This is a genomic window from Priestia sp. MDV22-iso46, assembly GCF_058629175.1.
On the sequence record NZ_JBZVWT010000001.1, the window covers coordinates 1,548,405 to 1,564,742 of the forward strand.

The following is a 16,338-nucleotide window of genomic DNA, read 5'->3' on the forward strand; positions in this document are numbered from 1 at the left end:
GAAAATTTACGATTTTACGGGTTGATAGTATAGGAAAAGTTTGTTAGTTTTAAAAACCATAAGACGTTTTCATGGGATGTGTTGCTTATCCCATGCATAAAAAATGCATAAAGGGGAGATTTTGTGGATATTGGGGTTTATATTTCACTCGGCATTTATTTTGTAGGAATGCTCGGAATAGGATGGTATGCCTATACAAAAACCACTGAAGATGTAGCTGGCTATATGTTAGGAGGACGCGGGCTAGGTCCAGCCGTTACCGCCCTTTCAGCTGGCGCTTCGGATATGAGTGGGTGGATGTTAATGGGTCTTCCTGGCTCCATGTATGTAACGGGCCTTTCTAGCGTATGGCTAGCAGTAGGTTTGTCTATAGGTGCTTATTTAAACTATTTAATCCTTGCTCCGCGCCTTCGCACTTATACGGAAGTAGCGAACGACTCCATTACAATTCCAGACTTTTTTGAAAATCGCTTTGGCGACCATGCCAAGGTTCTTCGAACAGTATCAGCAATCGTTATCTTTATCTTCTTCACTCTTTACACTTCAGCTGGTATGGTATCAGGTGGACGATTATTTGAATCGGCATTTAGTTTAAATTATCAAATTGGCTTGTTCGTAACAGCATCTGTTGTTATTGCCTACACTCTTTTCGGCGGATTTTTAGCCGTTAGTTTAACAGATTTTGTTCAAGGTGTTATTATGTTTCTTGCCTTAGTTTTAGTACCCATTGTAGCTTTCACCAATGTTGGAGGCGTTAACACAACAATGGATATTGTACAGGACATTAATCCAGCATACCTTGACATTTTTAAAGGTACGACCGTTTTAGGTATTATATCTTTCTTAGCCTGGGGACTTGGCTATTTCGGACAGCCACATATTATCGTGCGCTTTATGGCTATCTCTTCTGTTAAGGAGTTAAAACCCGCACGTCGTATTGGAATGAGCTGGATGATTATTTCTATTATTGGTGCTATGCTGACAGGGCTTGTTGGAATTGCATATGTAGAAAAAACGGGTATGAAACTAGCAGATCCTGAAACTATTTTTATTAAATTTGCGGATATACTCTTCAATCCGTTAATTACTGGATTTTTATATGCAGCTTTACTAGCGGCAATTATGAGTACCATTTCTTCTCAGCTGCTTGTAACGGCAAGCTCTGTTACAGAAGACTTTTATAAAACATTTTTCCGACGCAAGGCCTCTGACAAAGAGCTTGTGACGGTTGGAAGAGCTGCGGTTTTAGGTGTTGCAATTATTGGCATTTTGCTTTCTTTAAAACCTAGTGATACGATTTTAGGGCTGGTTGGATATGCTTGGGCTGGATTTGGTTCAGCTTTTGGTCCTGCTATTTTACTAAGTCTTTACTGGAAGCGTATGACTCGATGGGGAGCACTTGCAGGGATGATTGTAGGTGCTGCTACAGTATTAATTTGGGTAAATACTCCATTGAAGGATGCCCTTTACGAAATGATTCCTGGGTTCTTTTTAAGCTTATTAGCTGTTATTATTGTAAGTTTACTAACAAAGAAACCGTCAAACGATGTTCAAAATCAATTCATTGAAATGAAAGAAATCTTAATAAAAGAATCGAAATAAACAAAAAGAAGCTGAAGAAAAGTATGTTAGTTGAAGGAAGATCCGAACGATGAATCTAGATTCTTGATGAAGAATCAAATTCGTTCGGATTTTTTTATTGGTATGGTGAATGTAGGTATCATGTATGTAGGTGCTTCTAGCGGTTGATTTAGTTATGTCTCAATCTCTTTTTGTTTTTAATCTCCTTTTCTTATCATATATATACTAAAGATCAATAAAGGAGGTTTTTGGTATGCAACATTCTTATTTCCCGTATGAACCTACACAGCAACTGCGCGTAGATACACAAAATAGAGAAATTAAAGTAATTGGTGAAGGAAGTGTTTCAGCAGTTCCAAATGAAATTTCCATGACGATTGGAACGCGCACGGAAAACCGAGACGTTCAAGAAGCCTTAAAAGAAAATTCAGCTGTTTCAAATACTCTGCTGCAAGAGATAAAAAACCTTGGAATTAATGACCAGCAAATTGAAACGGCTTCATTCACCATAAATCCTAAATATGATTATAGCGATGGAAAATCGACTCTTACAGGATACGAAGTACAGCACTTATTTAGAGTAAGAGTACAAGATGTAAAACAAGCGGGCGACGTCTATAACGCTACGTTTTCGAGCGGAGCCAACGTAGCGCAAGACCTTCAATTCCACGTTACAAATGATGATAAATATGAACAAGAAGCGATAAGTAAAGCTTTGCTTAACGCTAAGGAAAAGGCTTTTACCATTGCCAACACGCTGCAGCTTCCTATTAACCAAATCCCTATTTTAATCGAAGAAGGATCCGTCTATCAGTCATCTGGCTCCTCGCCTAAGTTATTAGCGGCCTCTCCCCCTATTCAAGCTCAGTCCTTGACTGTATCTGCTTCTGTAAAAGTTACGTACACGTATTAATACTTATGGTAAACTATAGATTATTATAATGAAGAAACTAATCTAAAGGAGCACTTTGCACAATGACTTCTGAACATTTACTAGCAGCTTATCAAACCCTATGGTTGAACCGTTCGTTCGCTTCTAAACAAGCCATGACAAGTGAAGATCAGCTTCACGAAGCCATTATGAAAGATTTAAAGGATGAAATGACTCATCCACGCGTCCGGCAAACACCGCATGTAAAATATCATCTTGGCATAAAAAGAATTCTAAACAGCAATCTCTCCTCTGATGAAAAAGTTGCGCTTACGTCCCTATACACAAACCTTTTAGATAGCTGTATATAACGATAAAAAGGACTTCCTTGATGGAAGTCCTTTTTTTATTTAATTAACGCTTTTTCTTCTAAGCTTTGAAAAACGGCGTCAAAGTCTTGCTTCAAATCCTCGAATTCCTCTAACCCTACTGAAAGGCGAAGAAGTGAATCAGTAATTCCTTTTTCTTCACGTACTTCTTTTGGGATACTTGCATGAGACATTGTTGCAGGATGCGTTAGAATGGATTCAACTGCACCTAGACTAACGCCAATTGAAGCCAATTTCACTCCTTGTAAAATATGTCGTGCTACTTTTTCATCCTGTACTTGGAAAGAAATCATAGCTCCGTATCCATTTGCTTGTTCTGAAATCAGCTTGTGGTCTGGATGACTTTCTAAGCCTGGATAGTATACACAGCTTACTAGAGATTGTTCTTCAAGCCACTTTGCAAACTGCAGCGCTGTTTTTAACTGCTGATCTAAACGAACTTTTAATGTCTTAATTCCTCGAAGCAGTAAAAAACAATCCTGTGGTCCTAAGATAGCACCAAAAGCATTTTGTACAAACTTTACTTCTTCTGCTAGCTTTTCATCGCTTACCACAACTAGACCGCCAATGACGTCACTGTGACCGCTGATATATTTTGTAGCACTATGAATCACAATATTTACACCAAGGTCAATCGGCTGCTGTAGATAAGGTGTTAAAAACGTGTTATCCACAATTGTAAGGAGATTGCGCTCCTTCGCCAAACTTGCTACTGCTTTAATATCCGTTACCTGTAAAAATGGATTTGAAGGGCTTTCGATATAAATAGCTCTCGTATCTTTTGTGATTGCTTCTTCTACTTTCTCAACCTTCGTTGTATCAACAAAAGTTGTTTTGATACCAAACTTTGAAAATAACCGTGTTAATACACGATATGTCCCGCCGTACGTATCGTGTGAAACTAAAATTTCATCCCCTGATTCAAAAATAGATAACACCGATGAGATAGCAGCCATACCTGATGAAAAAGCAAAACCAGCGTATCCATTTTCTAGCTGAGCAATGGTGTTTTCTAAAGCCTCACGAGTTGGATTTCCTGAACGAGAATAGTCATAGCGGCCGTTGTTCGTCTCATCTTCTTGGTTAAATGTAGATACCTGATAAATAGGTACGTTAACCGCTCCAAAATGACCGTCAATTCCTGTATTTGCATGAATTAAGTTCGTACCGAATCTATGTTTATTATTGTTGGTATGCATCAAATGCCTCCTTCAAATCTTTAATTAAATCATCTGCGTGCTCAATTCCAACTGATAATCGCAGTAAACAGTTTGTTACTCCAACACGATTTCGAATTTCCTCGGGAATATCAGCGTGTGTTTGACGAGCTGGGAATGTCATTAAACTTTCCACGCCTCCTAAGCTTTCTGCAAATGTAATAACTTTAACATTTTCCAAAAGCGTGGACACGATGTCAGGGTGTGAGACAGCAAAAGAAATCATGCCTCCAAATCCAGTCGCTTGTTTCTTCATGATTTCATAGCCTGGATGTGTTTCAAGACCAGGGTAATACACTTTTTCTACGAGATCATGAGCAGTAAGCCAATTTGCAATTTTCAGTGCGTTTTCGTTATGCTTTTCCATACGAAGCGCTAGCGTCTTAACACCGCGCAACAACAACCAGCTATCTTGTGGACCTAAGATTGCCCCAGCTGCATTTTGATAAAAACGAATTTTCTCTCCTAAGCTACTACATCGAGCGACTACAAGACCAGCAACTACATCATTATGCCCCCCAATGTATTTGCTCGCACTATGTATCACAATATCTGCTCCAAGCTCTAAAGGACGCTGATAGTAAGGGGACATGAATGTATTGTCAACGATAGTAAGCAAATCATGCTGTTTAGCTAACGCAATTGCTTCGGGCAAATCAGTCACGTGCATCATTGGATTTGTAGGTGTTTCAATAAATAAAGCTTTCGTGTTGGGACGAAGCGCATCTTTTACTTGCTCGAGATGGGCTGTGTTGACGTACGAAACAGTAATTCCTTGCTCTGAAAAGATTTCATTTAGTACTCGGTACGTTCCTCCGTATAAATCTTCTGATACAATTAAATGATCTCCGTTTTTAAATAGTGCTAAAACTGCCATTACGCCCGCCATTCCTGAAGCAAATGCTACTCCTACTTCTCCTTTTTCTAAAGCAGCAATTGCTTCTTCCAATGCTGTACGAGTAGGATTTGCCGTACGTGCATAGTCAAATCCTGTACTTTGCCCTAAAGCAGGATGAGCAAATGTTGATGCTTGATAAATGGGTGTTGTAATAGAACCTGTTGAAGGGTCGCGACCTACTCCTGAACGAACTAATAAAGTTTCAATTTTCATCTATTTCTCTCCTTAACTCAAAATAAAAAACACTCTTCACAGATGGAAGAGTGTTCGTTTATACACGATTTCTCTCATCTGTTAGAACAATACTGATGTTCCACAGGAATTAGCACCGTTCAAATGAATGTTTCATTTGATGGTTGCCGGGCATCGCAGGGCCAGTCCCTCCGCCACTCTTGATAAGAGTTCTATATAATTGTTGGTGGTTAACGTTTGTTGTTAATAACTTTAATAAAGATTTTCTTTATTGTCAACATAATTTTCTAAAAAATTCAAATCATCTCATTTGTTTATTCAATATACTTATCCTGATAAGCACATAAAAAAAAGAGACGACAGCCAGGTCTCTTTTTCTAAGGCAAGTGCACAGATTTTACGTGAGCTAACTTCCAATACATACTTTCTCCATTTGCCGTAATTAGTTCAACAATATTATTAGAAACTTCTTTAAGTACGCCAATTTTTTCTGATTGATCCCCTAAATCTAATACGACCAGTTGATTTTCATATTTTTTAAGCTGCTCTTCAAAGTTTCTGACAAAAGGTGCAGAGGCGGGCCTTACCGGGAGCTCTTTGTCACTTAAAGAATAAGGGGTTAACTCATTACTGTAAGGGGTAAGCCATTTCAAATGATGTAGAGAAACAAAGACATTTTTATACACTGGAGAATAAAACACAAGATAATCATTCAGCACGCTTGTGATATAGCCATGCAATGATTTCCCTCCCGTTACATAAATTTCAATAAATTTCCCTTTTGCCTGCTGTAAAATATTACGATAAGAAATTCGCTGACTTTCTTCTATCAAGTTCTCTTCTATTTCACGTAAAACCGTATAGTCTTCTTCTGATACTTCTCGCAAACGATGCATGTGTAAAAGAGGAATATACAAATAATCATGTCCATTATACAAAATCATGACATCTAACCCTAAGTCAACAAGTCTGCCAATAAACTTAGTTTTCCCTGAAATATCTACTTCTACAATTTTATTAATATAACGATTTATACTCATTCTCCTCCCTCTTTCCTATATGACAGAAAAGGTGCTTTATAAGCACCTTTTTTGTTCTTATTCATTATGCTTTCCAACGATAATTTTTTGTTTGGATGACTTGCTCTCTTGACGCTGACGAGTGTGAATCTGTGCGGCGGCTTTTTCCTGACGAGTGTGAACCTGTGCGGCGGCTTCTTCCTGACGAGTGTGAACCTGTGCGGCGGCTTTTTCCTGTACGACCTTCTGGAACGCCTTCCGTTGATCCTCCGTCTTCAGCATTTGTATTTTCCTCTTTCTGCTCATCATCTTGATTATTATTTTGTTTAAAAGATCCTTTTGCTCCTACACAAATGGTTTTAACATGTCTTGGCTGTAAGCGTAATACTTGATTGTCCTGAACAAGGGTAAAAGTACCATTCCGACTTTGCACCAATACACCTTCTACAGCTTCTGGACCGCCGCCGTTGATCGATACCCATTTGTGTGATAGATGAGTAAATAAATTATTAAAGTTTTTTGATTTCATATAAGTTGGTTCCTGATTTGTAGCAAATTGATTATTCATTTGAATGTTATTATTGTTATTATTATTGTTATTATTGTTTTGATATTCACTTATACTTTTTACATGTTCAACATTGATATAGACGATACCATCATCTTCCGACAGTAATACAAGGTAAGCAGACTCTGACGAACCTAATACGTCAAGGAGCTGGCCTGCTTTTTTCTCAGGACCCCCTTGATTTATTTGAACATATTTACTTTTCAGTAATGATAAAGTACTAGCAAATGTCTTGCCTCTATACAACTCTAAAGTACCGTCATTATCAAACCCGGTAAACGTCTGTGCTGAATTTGACATAGCATCTTCCGTAATACTCTTAACATGGGATAAATGATAATATACAACAGTATATTCTTGTTGATTATTTTGATTATTTTGGTTACTTTGGTTGTTTTGGTTGTTTTGGTTGCTATTTCCCTCATTATTATTTTCATCATTGTTATTATTGTTATCGTTTTCTACTGCTAATATTAAATAATCAGACTGAACATCAAGTAAATAACCTGTTTTTGATTCAGGACCTCCTCGATAAACAGTCACCATTCTTCCTTTTAAAGGTTTAAACTGCGAAGAATAGCCTTTATCAGTTCGATTTGCATTTTTGCTGTGGCTGCGTTTTCGGTTTGGATTTGAATCTTGACCTTGATTTTGCCCATAATAATAATAATAGTTTTCCATTCTTTTTCCTCCTTGTTAGTCATCCATATTGGTCATTCATACTGTATATATACGTATCATGTACAGCTATTGATTTCGTACATTTGCCTATTATTAACAAATTCCACTTCTGCCTATCATTCTATGGTATCTAAAAAGCAAGAAGATTATTTTTAATATATGCTGTTCGGTCTTTTATAAAGGATAAAATAAATGCCGGCTCCTCATAAAATTGTTCTATATTGTTTTTTACATAAGGATCTTTCAAAATATAAGGCTTAAGCTCTTCGTGCATTTGATAGACGATGGGTTTCATATATTCCACTGTAAATTGATTATTTAGAACATTGTTCATCTTTTTAATATAACGTTTTTTAATGCTATCTACTGCCAATAAGCGAGCGGTAAGCGTGTTAAATCCTTGTGCACGGACGTAATCCCCTTCCATTACTTTTCCATTTACATCTCTTCCCCAAGTCGCATCATAATCCCATGGAATCAGTTCAAAGCGTCCACTTTCATGGTTTCGATAGAGGGCATAATTATGAACAAAACCGTCGTAATTCTGCATACAAATAATACCAACTAACCAAGATAAGTAGCGGTCGACGTGCAGATACTTCTCAATATTCTGTTCGAATTCTGTATTTGTCCACGTATTAAGATTAAATATAAACTGCTCTAATTTTTCCTCATCTCCTTGTTTCACTGCTTTATCTTCATACCCTGATAGCAGAGTTGTTTTCGGCTTTTTATCTAAGTCGCTCATTAAAGAAAAATTAGCATCTCCGTCTACTGCATAAAATATGGATCCATCCGCCAAATTTCTTTTTTTCAAAAATAGTTCATCTACCGATTCGAGCTGAAGATATATTCCTTCATTTTTACCGTTAATTGTGAGGTTTATAAACTGAGACTGAGGAGATAAAACGTCTAAGGAGGAGAAAAAATCGAGGGACAATTTGTTGCGCATAAGCGATGGATCTTTATATTCAGCGTTTAGGTGTATTTCTTTGGCACGCTGAAATATTTTCGGAGAATAGAATTCAATATAATATGACTTTTTCTTCATCTTCCGAATATGGGAGCCTCTTAGCAACAAATCAATATCGTAGCGTTTTTTGTTAAACTTCATCGTTGCCTGAACAGCTTCTTCTGACCAAATATCTCTTTGCATTTCCTTTAAATCTTTTACATTCACAAACAGAGCGTATTGAGGAATTTCTTTTTGCTTCATTACTCGACCACCTTTCTTCAATTATTAAAGTATATGAAGAGCAAATTCTCCATGATACCCCATCATATCAACTATTTCCTTAAACTCCACTTTTGACTTATATCAAAGACAAGCATCGTCGCGTATTCTATTAATGCAAGACCTAGTCCAATTGACAAGGAGGTTTTTGGATTGCATATTACAGCTGAAAAAATTAAAGAGGCTGCTGAAGCCCTAGAAAGTACAGAACTGAAATCTTTTATGTTTCAAGAGCCAACTGCCGGCCCACTAACAAGACGTCGTCGCTCTTCTCGTAGTACTGGCCGCTCTCGTCGTTCTACTCGCGGTACTCGCCGTTCTACTCGTCGTTCTACCCGTCGTTCTACCCGCGGTACTCGCCGTTCTACTCGTCGTTCTACCCGCGGTACTCGCCGTTCTACTCGTCGTTCTACCCGCGGTACTCGCCGTTCTACTCGCCGCTCTCGTCGTTCTACTCGCCGCTCTCGCCGTTCTACTCGTCGCTCTCGCCGTTCTCGTCGTTCTACTCGTCGCTCTCGCCGCTCTACTCGCCGTTCTTAATTTCTCTAAATACTCATCTTTATTCCAAAAAAAGCCGAAGAACCATGAGTGTCTTCGGCGTTTTTTTCCACTTATAGAAGGGGCACATTTGGAAATATACTAAGATGGGATGTTATTCATTTTACATAGAGAAGGAGAGGTTTTATGAAAAAAAACAAGCATCAAATTTCAACTTCATCAACAACAGATATCGAAGAAGTCAAACGTTTAAATGCTCAGTCTGGATTAACTTACAATGAAGTATTTACACTTTTTGGAGAAACCTATTTGAAAAATCAAAAGAAAAAATAATAAGCAGGGACTAGAAAACACCTTCTAGTCCTTATACTTTGAAAATCCCGGAAAACCCTTTTACTAGGGATGTTAATTGGTTCATGGCTCCCATCATCTGCCCCGCAGTATTCATCATCTTGTTCATATCGTAATTGCCATCACTCGATTTAAACTGAGACATTAATGACTGAAATTGAGAAGGCTGGGGCTTTTGTTGCTGAGCTTTAGGGTATGGATTAAAAGGCGCACCTGCATTATTGTACATAGGCTGCTGGTACATTCCGTTCATATAGGGAATTTGCTGAGGACCAAAAGGCATTTGTTGCTGAGCGTACGGATGTTGCGGCATATAAGCTTCCGTCCATGGCTGCTGATGATACTGCGGAAATGGATGTACCTGACTTAAATCAAAACGTTCTGGTTGATGTTGCTCATAATACGGATAATGCTTACTTGTATACATGCAAAATCAATACCTCCTTTTTAATATTACATAATATATAGTATGTATGCAGAAATAAGAGGTGACGTTCGTCTACTTGTACTTTTGGAAAACACATTCAAAAATATGTAGGTTTCTGTCGAAAGTTTAAATTTTTCAAAAAAACGAGATTATTTAAATATATGGTACGATAAGAACAAGTGATACTACGATACGTAGTGGCACAAATGGGGATTAGGAGGGAATTTACATGTATGTGAACGAACTTCAAGAAGCTTTTATTGCGGTGAAACAGTATGAGCCGCAGTCAAGTAATGAATTACTCGATTTTGCTCAGCAGCAGTATTTAAAAGGTTTTTTAACTCCTATGAATTACAAAGCCGCTGTACGTGAACTCGAACAAATTGGAGCTACTAAGCCCGATTTTAGTGCACAAGATGATTAATTTTTTTACTACCATCGAGAAATCGGTGGTTTCTTTGTTTCCTATAAAGTGGACACATACTTCTGTTTTGACTTGTTTATACTATAAAAGCTTTAACGTAGTATTCAATAAAGGAGGTCTATCTTATGAGTCGTGGAAAACATTTTGATCATAAAAAGCAAGGACAAAGTGCAGTAACTAAAACAAATAACGCCGTTGCTTCTAAACATACTGAAAAAGTTGATTATCATATCGATACAGTCGCTTCACAAGATCACCCAGCTGTTTCTATCCAATCTCAAAAAGATTTTGATTAACTTTTTATTGATAATGATAAAATGCCTAAAGAGTTTGCTCTTTAGGCATACATAGAAAATCCCCACCTTATAAGTCTCAACGGAAGGCCGGGATTAATTATTCAATATCGACTCGAGCACATACTTATTTGAGTGATACATCTTTTTAAATCGCTTTTCTCGCGTCTCAGGATAAAAGGACTGTAGTACAACGTTTTGTAAATTTTCTTTTAACGTCTCTACTTGATTCACATGAATATATTTTGGTCGCTCTTTCTTCAGCCATTCCGTTACGAGACTAGCCCATTCATCAAGTTCTTTGAAGAAAATATCTCCATAAGGCTTTACTTCTTCAAAAAATTTCACTTCATAATTTTCTTCCTGTTGAATAGACGCTAATCGTTCTACAGCTACTTCATTATATTGAAACATGATCTCCGTACTTTTTTTCACATCTTCATTCATCGTTATTCGTCACCTCTACGATGACTATTGTAACATAAACAGTCTTTATACTGTATGAAGAACCATTTCTCTTCGGCTTCTATTCCATTCTGTTTCGGAAGGCATGCTTTCATACACAGCTACTTCAATTTCTTGCAGTGATTGGTCAATGCGATGAACTTGTTCCATATATGTTTCTTCACAATGTGTAAATGCTTCATTTATAGATGTAGACATCGTTTTATCCACTAAATCTACTTGCTCTAGTAAGCTATCTAATAAAGTCATCATTTCGCTTGTTTTAACCATACTTTGTTTCATCGCCATCCCTCCAAATTTTCCTTTGCATAACGTATTCTCTCTTTTCTTCATTGTCCCTTCATACATGACAAAACTAGTTTCTATTCGTCAAAGAAAGATGTTTTCGACATTTTCATTTATGGTGAATCGAAAGTGAACATATTGAAAACACTAGTATAGACATTTCAGCTAAGCAGATACATTCCGCTGCTGAACGTTTATTACAACATGATAGGAGGTGCCTAGATATGGCCAACAAACAGCAAAAATCACAGCCTAAAAATAAGCCTGAAACAAAAACCTACGGTGATCCTAAAAAGTTAAACGGTCCTAACCAGCCTTCTACTTAAGAACAAAACGGTCACTTGTGACCGTTTTTATTTACATTAAATACTTGCGCTACTTTCATTAATATATATAGCTGCTTTTGCTTTTGAAGATACCACTTTGTAAAATGAACTTTCTTTGGAAAAGACGGCTTTTTCATGAGCTTTTGCTCCTCTTCTTTCGTTAAAAACCACTCTTCTCTCTTCTTTTCATGATGTCTAATAGCCGGATACACCTTTCGAAGAGCAGGTGTACGGCAAATGGTTTCATTCACAAAATACTGCTCATAATCGTATCTCGAACCCGTATGCTTTGTTTTCAAAGAAAATTCATAAAACAAGGGATAATACTTTTCATGAAATAATAAAGCCGCTAATTTCTTCCCCAAATCAATCCGATTATTTACTTTTGTAAAATCATGAACAGAACAACCGTATAGCTCCCCTTTTGTAGTAGGAAAAAGGACGGAACTAAAGTGGAATATATCTTGAAAAAAAAACAGGGTACTTTTAAACACTCTATCTTGATAAAAAGGCTGTTCAATAACGGGCTGTTGAATAACATGCTGCTCATTCACAATTAACGCATGAATAAGCTGCAGTTCACAAGGTCTCTGCATAAATTGTCTCCACTTCTCTTCGATAAAAGATGAAACATTTAAATAGGGAAGTAAATGAACGTAAGAGACATGTTTTTTACGCGAAACAGCATACAATAGTAATTGAGGGAAGGCATCTTTAAAAATAAGCCAATTTGCTCTTTCATACGTCAAAAATAATAAATCGCGCGTTTGCTTTGATAACGCTTTTTTCATGTTTTTCCCTTGCAAATCACACATATTCCATCCTGCGTTTCGTGATACCATACTTGCGAGAAATGCCCACTTTACTTCAGGATATCTATGATAAAAAGTTGCATAAGCCTGGGTTCTTGATATATTATCAATATTCAGCTTGTCTGTGGTTTTTTTAATCGCCGTCAACAGCGCTTGTTCCGAACTATTGAGTGACATCTCTTCATCTTCTTTCATCTATTTTTATTTGTAGGATTTGGTATAATAGAATTTGTTTGTTTAATAGATTTACACTAAAGGAGTGATGGTTATGATTCGCTATCCTAACGGAAAGGCCTATAAGCCATTGAATACCAGCAGTCCTTCCCCTAAAAAGCTAGAAGCTAGCTATAGCAATCGTGGTATGACGCTGGAGGACGATTTAAACGAAACAAACGAATACTATGTTTCAAAAGGAATAGCCATTGTTCACAAAAAACCAACCCCTGTTCAAATTGTAAAAGTAGACTATCCGAAGAGAAGTGCCGCTGTTATCAAAGAAGCTTATTTTAAACAGGCTTCTACTACAGACTACAATGGAGTCTATAAAGGAAAACACCTTGACTTTGAAGCAAAAGAAACGAGAAATAAAACCTCATTTCCGCTGCGTAATTTTCATGAACATCAAATTGAACATATGAAGCAAATTGTGAAACAAAACGGGATTTGTTTCGTTATGTTAATGTTCTCTACTTTACAAGAAATATACTTGTTCGAAGCACAGTTCCTTTTTCCTTATTGGGATGCCATGAAAAAAGATGGACGAAAATCAATCCCTAAGGCAGATATTGAAAAAAAAGGACATTTCATGGAACTTGGTTACCATCCGAGAATCGATTACATAAAAACTATAGATAAATTATACTTTTAAGAGTATGATATATATGTTTACGGAAATCATTCTCTTACAATGCGTTGAAAGGTAGGAGTTTTTATGTCAGATAATTATCGCTCTCGTGAAGAACGACGAAGAGCTATGAATGACAACAAACCAGAAGGTAAATCTCAAGGAAAACCGAAAAAGAAGAAAAAAGGAGGCCTATTTCGTAAAATTGTTGCCGCAGTTTTACTGATAGGAATCATCGGGCTCATTGCCGGAGTGGGAACTTTTTTTGCTATGATAAGTGATGCTCCAAAAGTTGATGACTCGGTATTAAAAAACTCTTTTTCATCTAAAGTATATGCAAACGATGGAAAGACAGTTGTAAAAGAAATTGGAGCTCAAAAACGTACATATGTGCAATACGATGAAATCCCTCAAGTCGTCAAAAACGCATTTATCGCTACGGAAGACGTTCGTTTTTATAAACATCACGGCGTCGACTTTTACCGTATTGGCGGAGCATTAATGGCGAACTTTAAAAACGGCTTCGGTGCTGAGGGCGGTAGTACGATTACTCAGCAAGTGGTAAAGAATTCGTTCTTATCACCAAAGAAGACGGTTAAACGTAAAGTACAAGAAATGTGGTTAGCTTACCAGCTTGAGCGTAAATATTCCAAGCAACAAATTCTTGAAATGTATTTAAACAAAATATATTTCGCATCAGGTGAAGTATACGGTATTGAACGAGCAGCTGAGAAATTTTATGGAGTTAAAAGCGTAAAAGATTTAACTCTTGATGAAGCTGCTATGTTGGCAGGCTTACCAAAAGCGCCAACTACTTATAACCCAGTTACAAACCCAGAGAATGCTACTAAACGCCGTAACACAGTATTAAACTTAATGGCTAAAAACGGCTTCATTACACAAGCCGAGGCCGACAAAGCAAAACAAGTAGATGTACAGGCTCACTTAGCTAAACAAACTGAATCAACATCTAAGTACGATGTATTTATTGATCAAGTAATCGAAGAAGTAAAAAAGAAAACAGACGCAGATCCATTTTCTGCGGGCTTAGAAATTTATACAACGCTTGACACTAATGCTCAGGACTATGTGGATGATGTGATGAATAACAAAGTAGTCAACTTCCCGAACGATAAATTCCAAGCAGGTCTTGTCGTTGTAGATAATGAAACAGGCGGTATTCAAGCAATTGGAGGCGGACGTAATCGTGTGTCAGGCGGCTTAAACTTTGCAACAAATATGAGACGCCAGCCCGGCTCAACCATTAAGCCGATCTTAGATTACGGCCCAGCGATTGAGAACTTAAAGTGGTCCACTGGACAACCGATAAAAGATGAAGAATATCATTATTCAAACGGCACGCCAATCCGAAATTTTGGACGCAATTATAAAGGGTGGGTTTCAGCGCGTGAAGCTTTAGGACGCTCACTGAACATCCCTGCTTTAAAAGCGTTTCAAGCAACCGGGGCAGACAAGGCAAAAGAGTTTGCTACGGGCCTTGGGCTAAAATTAGACGAAGAAGACGGCGAAGCTTATTCTGAATCTTATTCTATCGGAGGCTTCCGTACAGGTGTTACACCGCTACAAATGGCTGGAGCCTATAGCGCTTTTGCAAATGAAGGTATGTACAATGCACCTCATACAGTAACAAAGGTAAAATTCCCAGATGGAACAGAAATTGATTTAACGCCAAAATCGAAACGCGCAATGCAAGATTACACGGCATTTATGATGACGGACATGATGAAATCTGTTGTAAACGAATCATATGGTACAGCTCGTGCTGTTCGTACACCAGGATTAGAAATTGCAGGTAAAACGGGAACTTCGAACTTTAGTGCTGCAGAAAAACAACGATACAACATTCCAGACGCTGGTGAAAAAGACGTTTGGTTTAATGGGTTTACGCCAAACTATACGATTTCCGTATGGACAGGCTATGAAACTGCTAAAGACGGGTATATTTTAAGTGCTAATGAAACAGGCATGGCAAAAAATATCTTTAAGCATGTTATTACTCATATTTCTGAAGGCAAACCTAAAGGAAGTTTCAAGCAGCCGGACAGCGTAGTTGAACGTTCCGTGGAAAAACCAACAGGCAAAGACTTAAAACGCCCAAGCGGCTCTACTCCTTCGAGCTTAATTACTAAAGAATACTTTGTACGCGGTACTGCACCGACAAAAGTATCGCAAACGTTTGTGAAAAAAGAAAAAGAAAAAGAAGAAAAGAAAGAAGATAAAAAAGAGGACAAAAAAGAGAAAAAAGACAATAAAGATGTGAAGCCAAAAATTACTGCTTCGTATAGCGGAGGAGCAATTTCAGTTAACTGGTCAGCGGCAAACGCAGCCAGTGATACGACCTTTACAGTCACAATGTCATCTCCTAACGGTTCTGAACAACTCGCATCTGGCGCAGGAGCCGGTGGAAAAACAATTTCCAATCCAGCACCAGGCGCAACGTATAGTTTCACCGTAACAACAAATACGGGTGAAAGCGCTAGTTCTTCTGTAAAAGTCCCTGATTCATCAGATCAAGCTACCGAAGATGATTCTACTAAGCCTGAAGATGACGGAACAACGGACGATAATCAAAATGAAGACAATAGCAACACTGATCAAAACAACGGCTCTGATCAAGGTGACGATTCATCTACTCAGCCGGATGATAACCAAAACAGCAATAATGGCAGCAATAATGGCAGCAATAACGGCGGTAACAATAGCGGCAATACCGATAATAACAATAATGATAGCGGCAATGCTAACGATGGTAATAGCGGCAACAACAGTAATAACGGAGGCACAACAACTCCTCCAGCAGACAACGGTGGAAGTGACTCAGGAAGTCAAACACCACAAACCCCTGCTACACCATCGACGCCGGCAACTCCTGCTACACCGCAGCAAGAGCCAACAACTGAAAATTAACGTAGCAGTAAAAAGCCCCTACACGTGTAGGGGCT

The 16,338-nt window shown here is 37.9% G+C and carries 19 protein-coding genes and 1 riboswitch; of the genes, 10 read left to right on the top strand and 9 right to left on the bottom strand.

Features of this window, described 5'->3' with window-relative positions:
• The first annotated feature begins 123 nt into the window (after window positions 1–123).
• From putP to yoyC, 3 genes are all read left to right on the top strand, one after another.
• Entirely contained in the window at window positions 124–1,602 is a 1,479-nt protein-coding gene (gene putP, locus AC4NPH_RS07960) for a sodium/proline symporter PutP (RefSeq protein WP_013056127.1), read from the top strand.
• A 232-nt stretch (window positions 1,603–1,834) separates the two neighbouring features.
• Window positions 1,835–2,494 (top strand): SIMPL domain-containing protein, encoded by a 660-nt coding sequence (locus AC4NPH_RS07965; protein ID WP_013056125.1) that lies wholly within the window; start codon window positions 1,835–1,837, stop codon window positions 2,492–2,494.
• A 62-nt stretch (window positions 2,495–2,556) separates the two neighbouring features.
• Window positions 2,557–2,823 (top strand): protein YoyC, encoded by a 267-nt coding sequence (gene yoyC, locus AC4NPH_RS07970; protein ID WP_013056124.1) that lies wholly within the window; start codon window positions 2,557–2,559, stop codon window positions 2,821–2,823.
• Between the two features lie 35 nt (window positions 2,824–2,858).
• On the opposite strand, the gene AC4NPH_RS07975 is transcribed toward yoyC, so the two are convergent.
• From AC4NPH_RS07975 to AC4NPH_RS07995, 5 genes are all read right to left on the bottom strand, one after another.
• Window positions 2,859–4,040: a trans-sulfuration enzyme family protein gene (locus AC4NPH_RS07975; protein ID WP_013056123.1), complete on the bottom strand. Its 1,182-nt coding sequence runs from the start codon at window positions 4,038–4,040 to the stop codon at window positions 2,859–2,861.
• Complete coding sequence (locus AC4NPH_RS07980; protein WP_013056122.1) at window positions 4,024–5,169, bottom strand: trans-sulfuration enzyme family protein; 1,146 nt, start codon at window positions 5,167–5,169, stop codon at window positions 4,024–4,026. Before AC4NPH_RS07980 ends, AC4NPH_RS07975 begins: the two co-directional genes overlap by 17 nt.
• Before the next feature lie 71 nt (window positions 5,170–5,240).
• Window positions 5,241–5,358, bottom strand: a riboswitch (SAM riboswitch).
• Between the two features lie 167 nt (window positions 5,359–5,525).
• The gene (locus tag AC4NPH_RS07985; RefSeq protein WP_013056121.1) at window positions 5,526–6,188 is read right to left on the bottom strand and encodes a hypothetical protein; all 663 of its coding nucleotides are present in this window, start codon (window positions 6,186–6,188) and stop codon (window positions 5,526–5,528) included.
• A 64-nt stretch (window positions 6,189–6,252) separates the two neighbouring features.
• The gene (locus AC4NPH_RS07990) at window positions 6,253–7,416 is read right to left on the bottom strand and encodes a spore coat protein (RefSeq protein WP_146273847.1); all 1,164 of its coding nucleotides are present in this window, start codon (window positions 7,414–7,416) and stop codon (window positions 6,253–6,255) included.
• Between the two features lie 130 nt (window positions 7,417–7,546).
• On the bottom strand, window positions 7,547–8,632 hold the full coding sequence (locus AC4NPH_RS07995) for a CotH kinase family protein (RefSeq protein WP_013056119.1): 1,086 nt from the start codon (window positions 8,630–8,632) through the stop codon (window positions 7,547–7,549).
• Between the two features lie 171 nt (window positions 8,633–8,803).
• On the opposite strand from AC4NPH_RS07995, the gene AC4NPH_RS08000 reads away from it, so the two are divergent.
• Window positions 8,804–9,190, top strand: coding sequence for a CotG/ExsB N-terminal domain-containing protein (locus AC4NPH_RS08000; protein WP_491938685.1), 387 nt, complete (start codon window positions 8,804–8,806; stop codon window positions 9,188–9,190).
• A gap of 144 nt (window positions 9,191–9,334) precedes the next feature.
• Entirely contained in the window at window positions 9,335–9,481 is a 147-nt protein-coding gene (locus AC4NPH_RS08005; RefSeq protein WP_335481793.1) for a hypothetical protein, read from the top strand.
• 31 nt (window positions 9,482–9,512) lie between these two features.
• On the opposite strand, the gene AC4NPH_RS08010 is transcribed toward AC4NPH_RS08005, so the two are convergent.
• Complete coding sequence (locus AC4NPH_RS08010; RefSeq protein ID WP_013056116.1) at window positions 9,513–9,926, bottom strand: YppG family protein; 414 nt, start codon at window positions 9,924–9,926, stop codon at window positions 9,513–9,515.
• Window positions 9,927–10,155: 229 nt separating this feature from the next.
• On the opposite strand from AC4NPH_RS08010, the gene AC4NPH_RS08015 reads away from it, so the two are divergent.
• Together AC4NPH_RS08015 and AC4NPH_RS08020 are read left to right on the top strand one after the other, a co-directional pair.
• Complete coding sequence (locus AC4NPH_RS08015; RefSeq protein WP_013056115.1) at window positions 10,156–10,350, top strand: YppF family protein; 195 nt, start codon at window positions 10,156–10,158, stop codon at window positions 10,348–10,350.
• 125 nt (window positions 10,351–10,475) lie between these two features.
• On the top strand, window positions 10,476–10,646 hold the full coding sequence (locus AC4NPH_RS08020) for a hypothetical protein (RefSeq protein WP_013056114.1): 171 nt from the start codon (window positions 10,476–10,478) through the stop codon (window positions 10,644–10,646).
• Between the two features lie 93 nt (window positions 10,647–10,739).
• Here AC4NPH_RS08020 and AC4NPH_RS08025 read toward each other — a convergent pair whose 3' ends face one another.
• Together AC4NPH_RS08025 and AC4NPH_RS08030 are read right to left on the bottom strand one after the other, a co-directional pair.
• Complete coding sequence (locus tag AC4NPH_RS08025) at window positions 10,740–11,090, bottom strand: YppE family protein (protein WP_013056113.1); 351 nt, start codon at window positions 11,088–11,090, stop codon at window positions 10,740–10,742.
• Between the two features lie 45 nt (window positions 11,091–11,135).
• Window positions 11,136–11,390 (bottom strand): hypothetical protein, encoded by a 255-nt coding sequence (locus tag AC4NPH_RS08030; RefSeq protein ID WP_013056112.1) that lies wholly within the window; start codon window positions 11,388–11,390, stop codon window positions 11,136–11,138.
• 227 nt (window positions 11,391–11,617) lie between these two features.
• Here AC4NPH_RS08030 and AC4NPH_RS08035 point away from each other — a divergent pair, with 227 nt between their 5' ends.
• Window positions 11,618–11,719, top strand: coding sequence for a hypothetical protein (locus tag AC4NPH_RS08035; protein WP_016763465.1), 102 nt, complete (start codon window positions 11,618–11,620; stop codon window positions 11,717–11,719).
• An 11-nt stretch (window positions 11,720–11,730) separates the two neighbouring features.
• On the opposite strand, the gene AC4NPH_RS08040 is transcribed toward AC4NPH_RS08035, so the two are convergent.
• Window positions 11,731–12,726, bottom strand: coding sequence for a DUF2515 family protein (locus AC4NPH_RS08040; RefSeq protein ID WP_063671005.1), 996 nt, complete (start codon window positions 12,724–12,726; stop codon window positions 11,731–11,733).
• Window positions 12,727–12,799: 73 nt separating this feature from the next.
• Between AC4NPH_RS08040 and recU the strand changes: the two genes are divergently transcribed.
• Together recU and AC4NPH_RS08050 are read left to right on the top strand one after the other, a co-directional pair.
• Window positions 12,800–13,399: a Holliday junction resolvase RecU gene (recU, locus tag AC4NPH_RS08045; RefSeq protein ID WP_063671003.1), complete on the top strand. Its 600-nt coding sequence runs from the start codon at window positions 12,800–12,802 to the stop codon at window positions 13,397–13,399.
• A 63-nt stretch (window positions 13,400–13,462) separates the two neighbouring features.
• Window positions 13,463–16,303: a transglycosylase domain-containing protein gene (locus AC4NPH_RS08050; RefSeq protein ID WP_098314634.1), complete on the top strand. Its 2,841-nt coding sequence runs from the start codon at window positions 13,463–13,465 to the stop codon at window positions 16,301–16,303.
• Window positions 16,304–16,338: the final 35 nt, after the last annotated feature.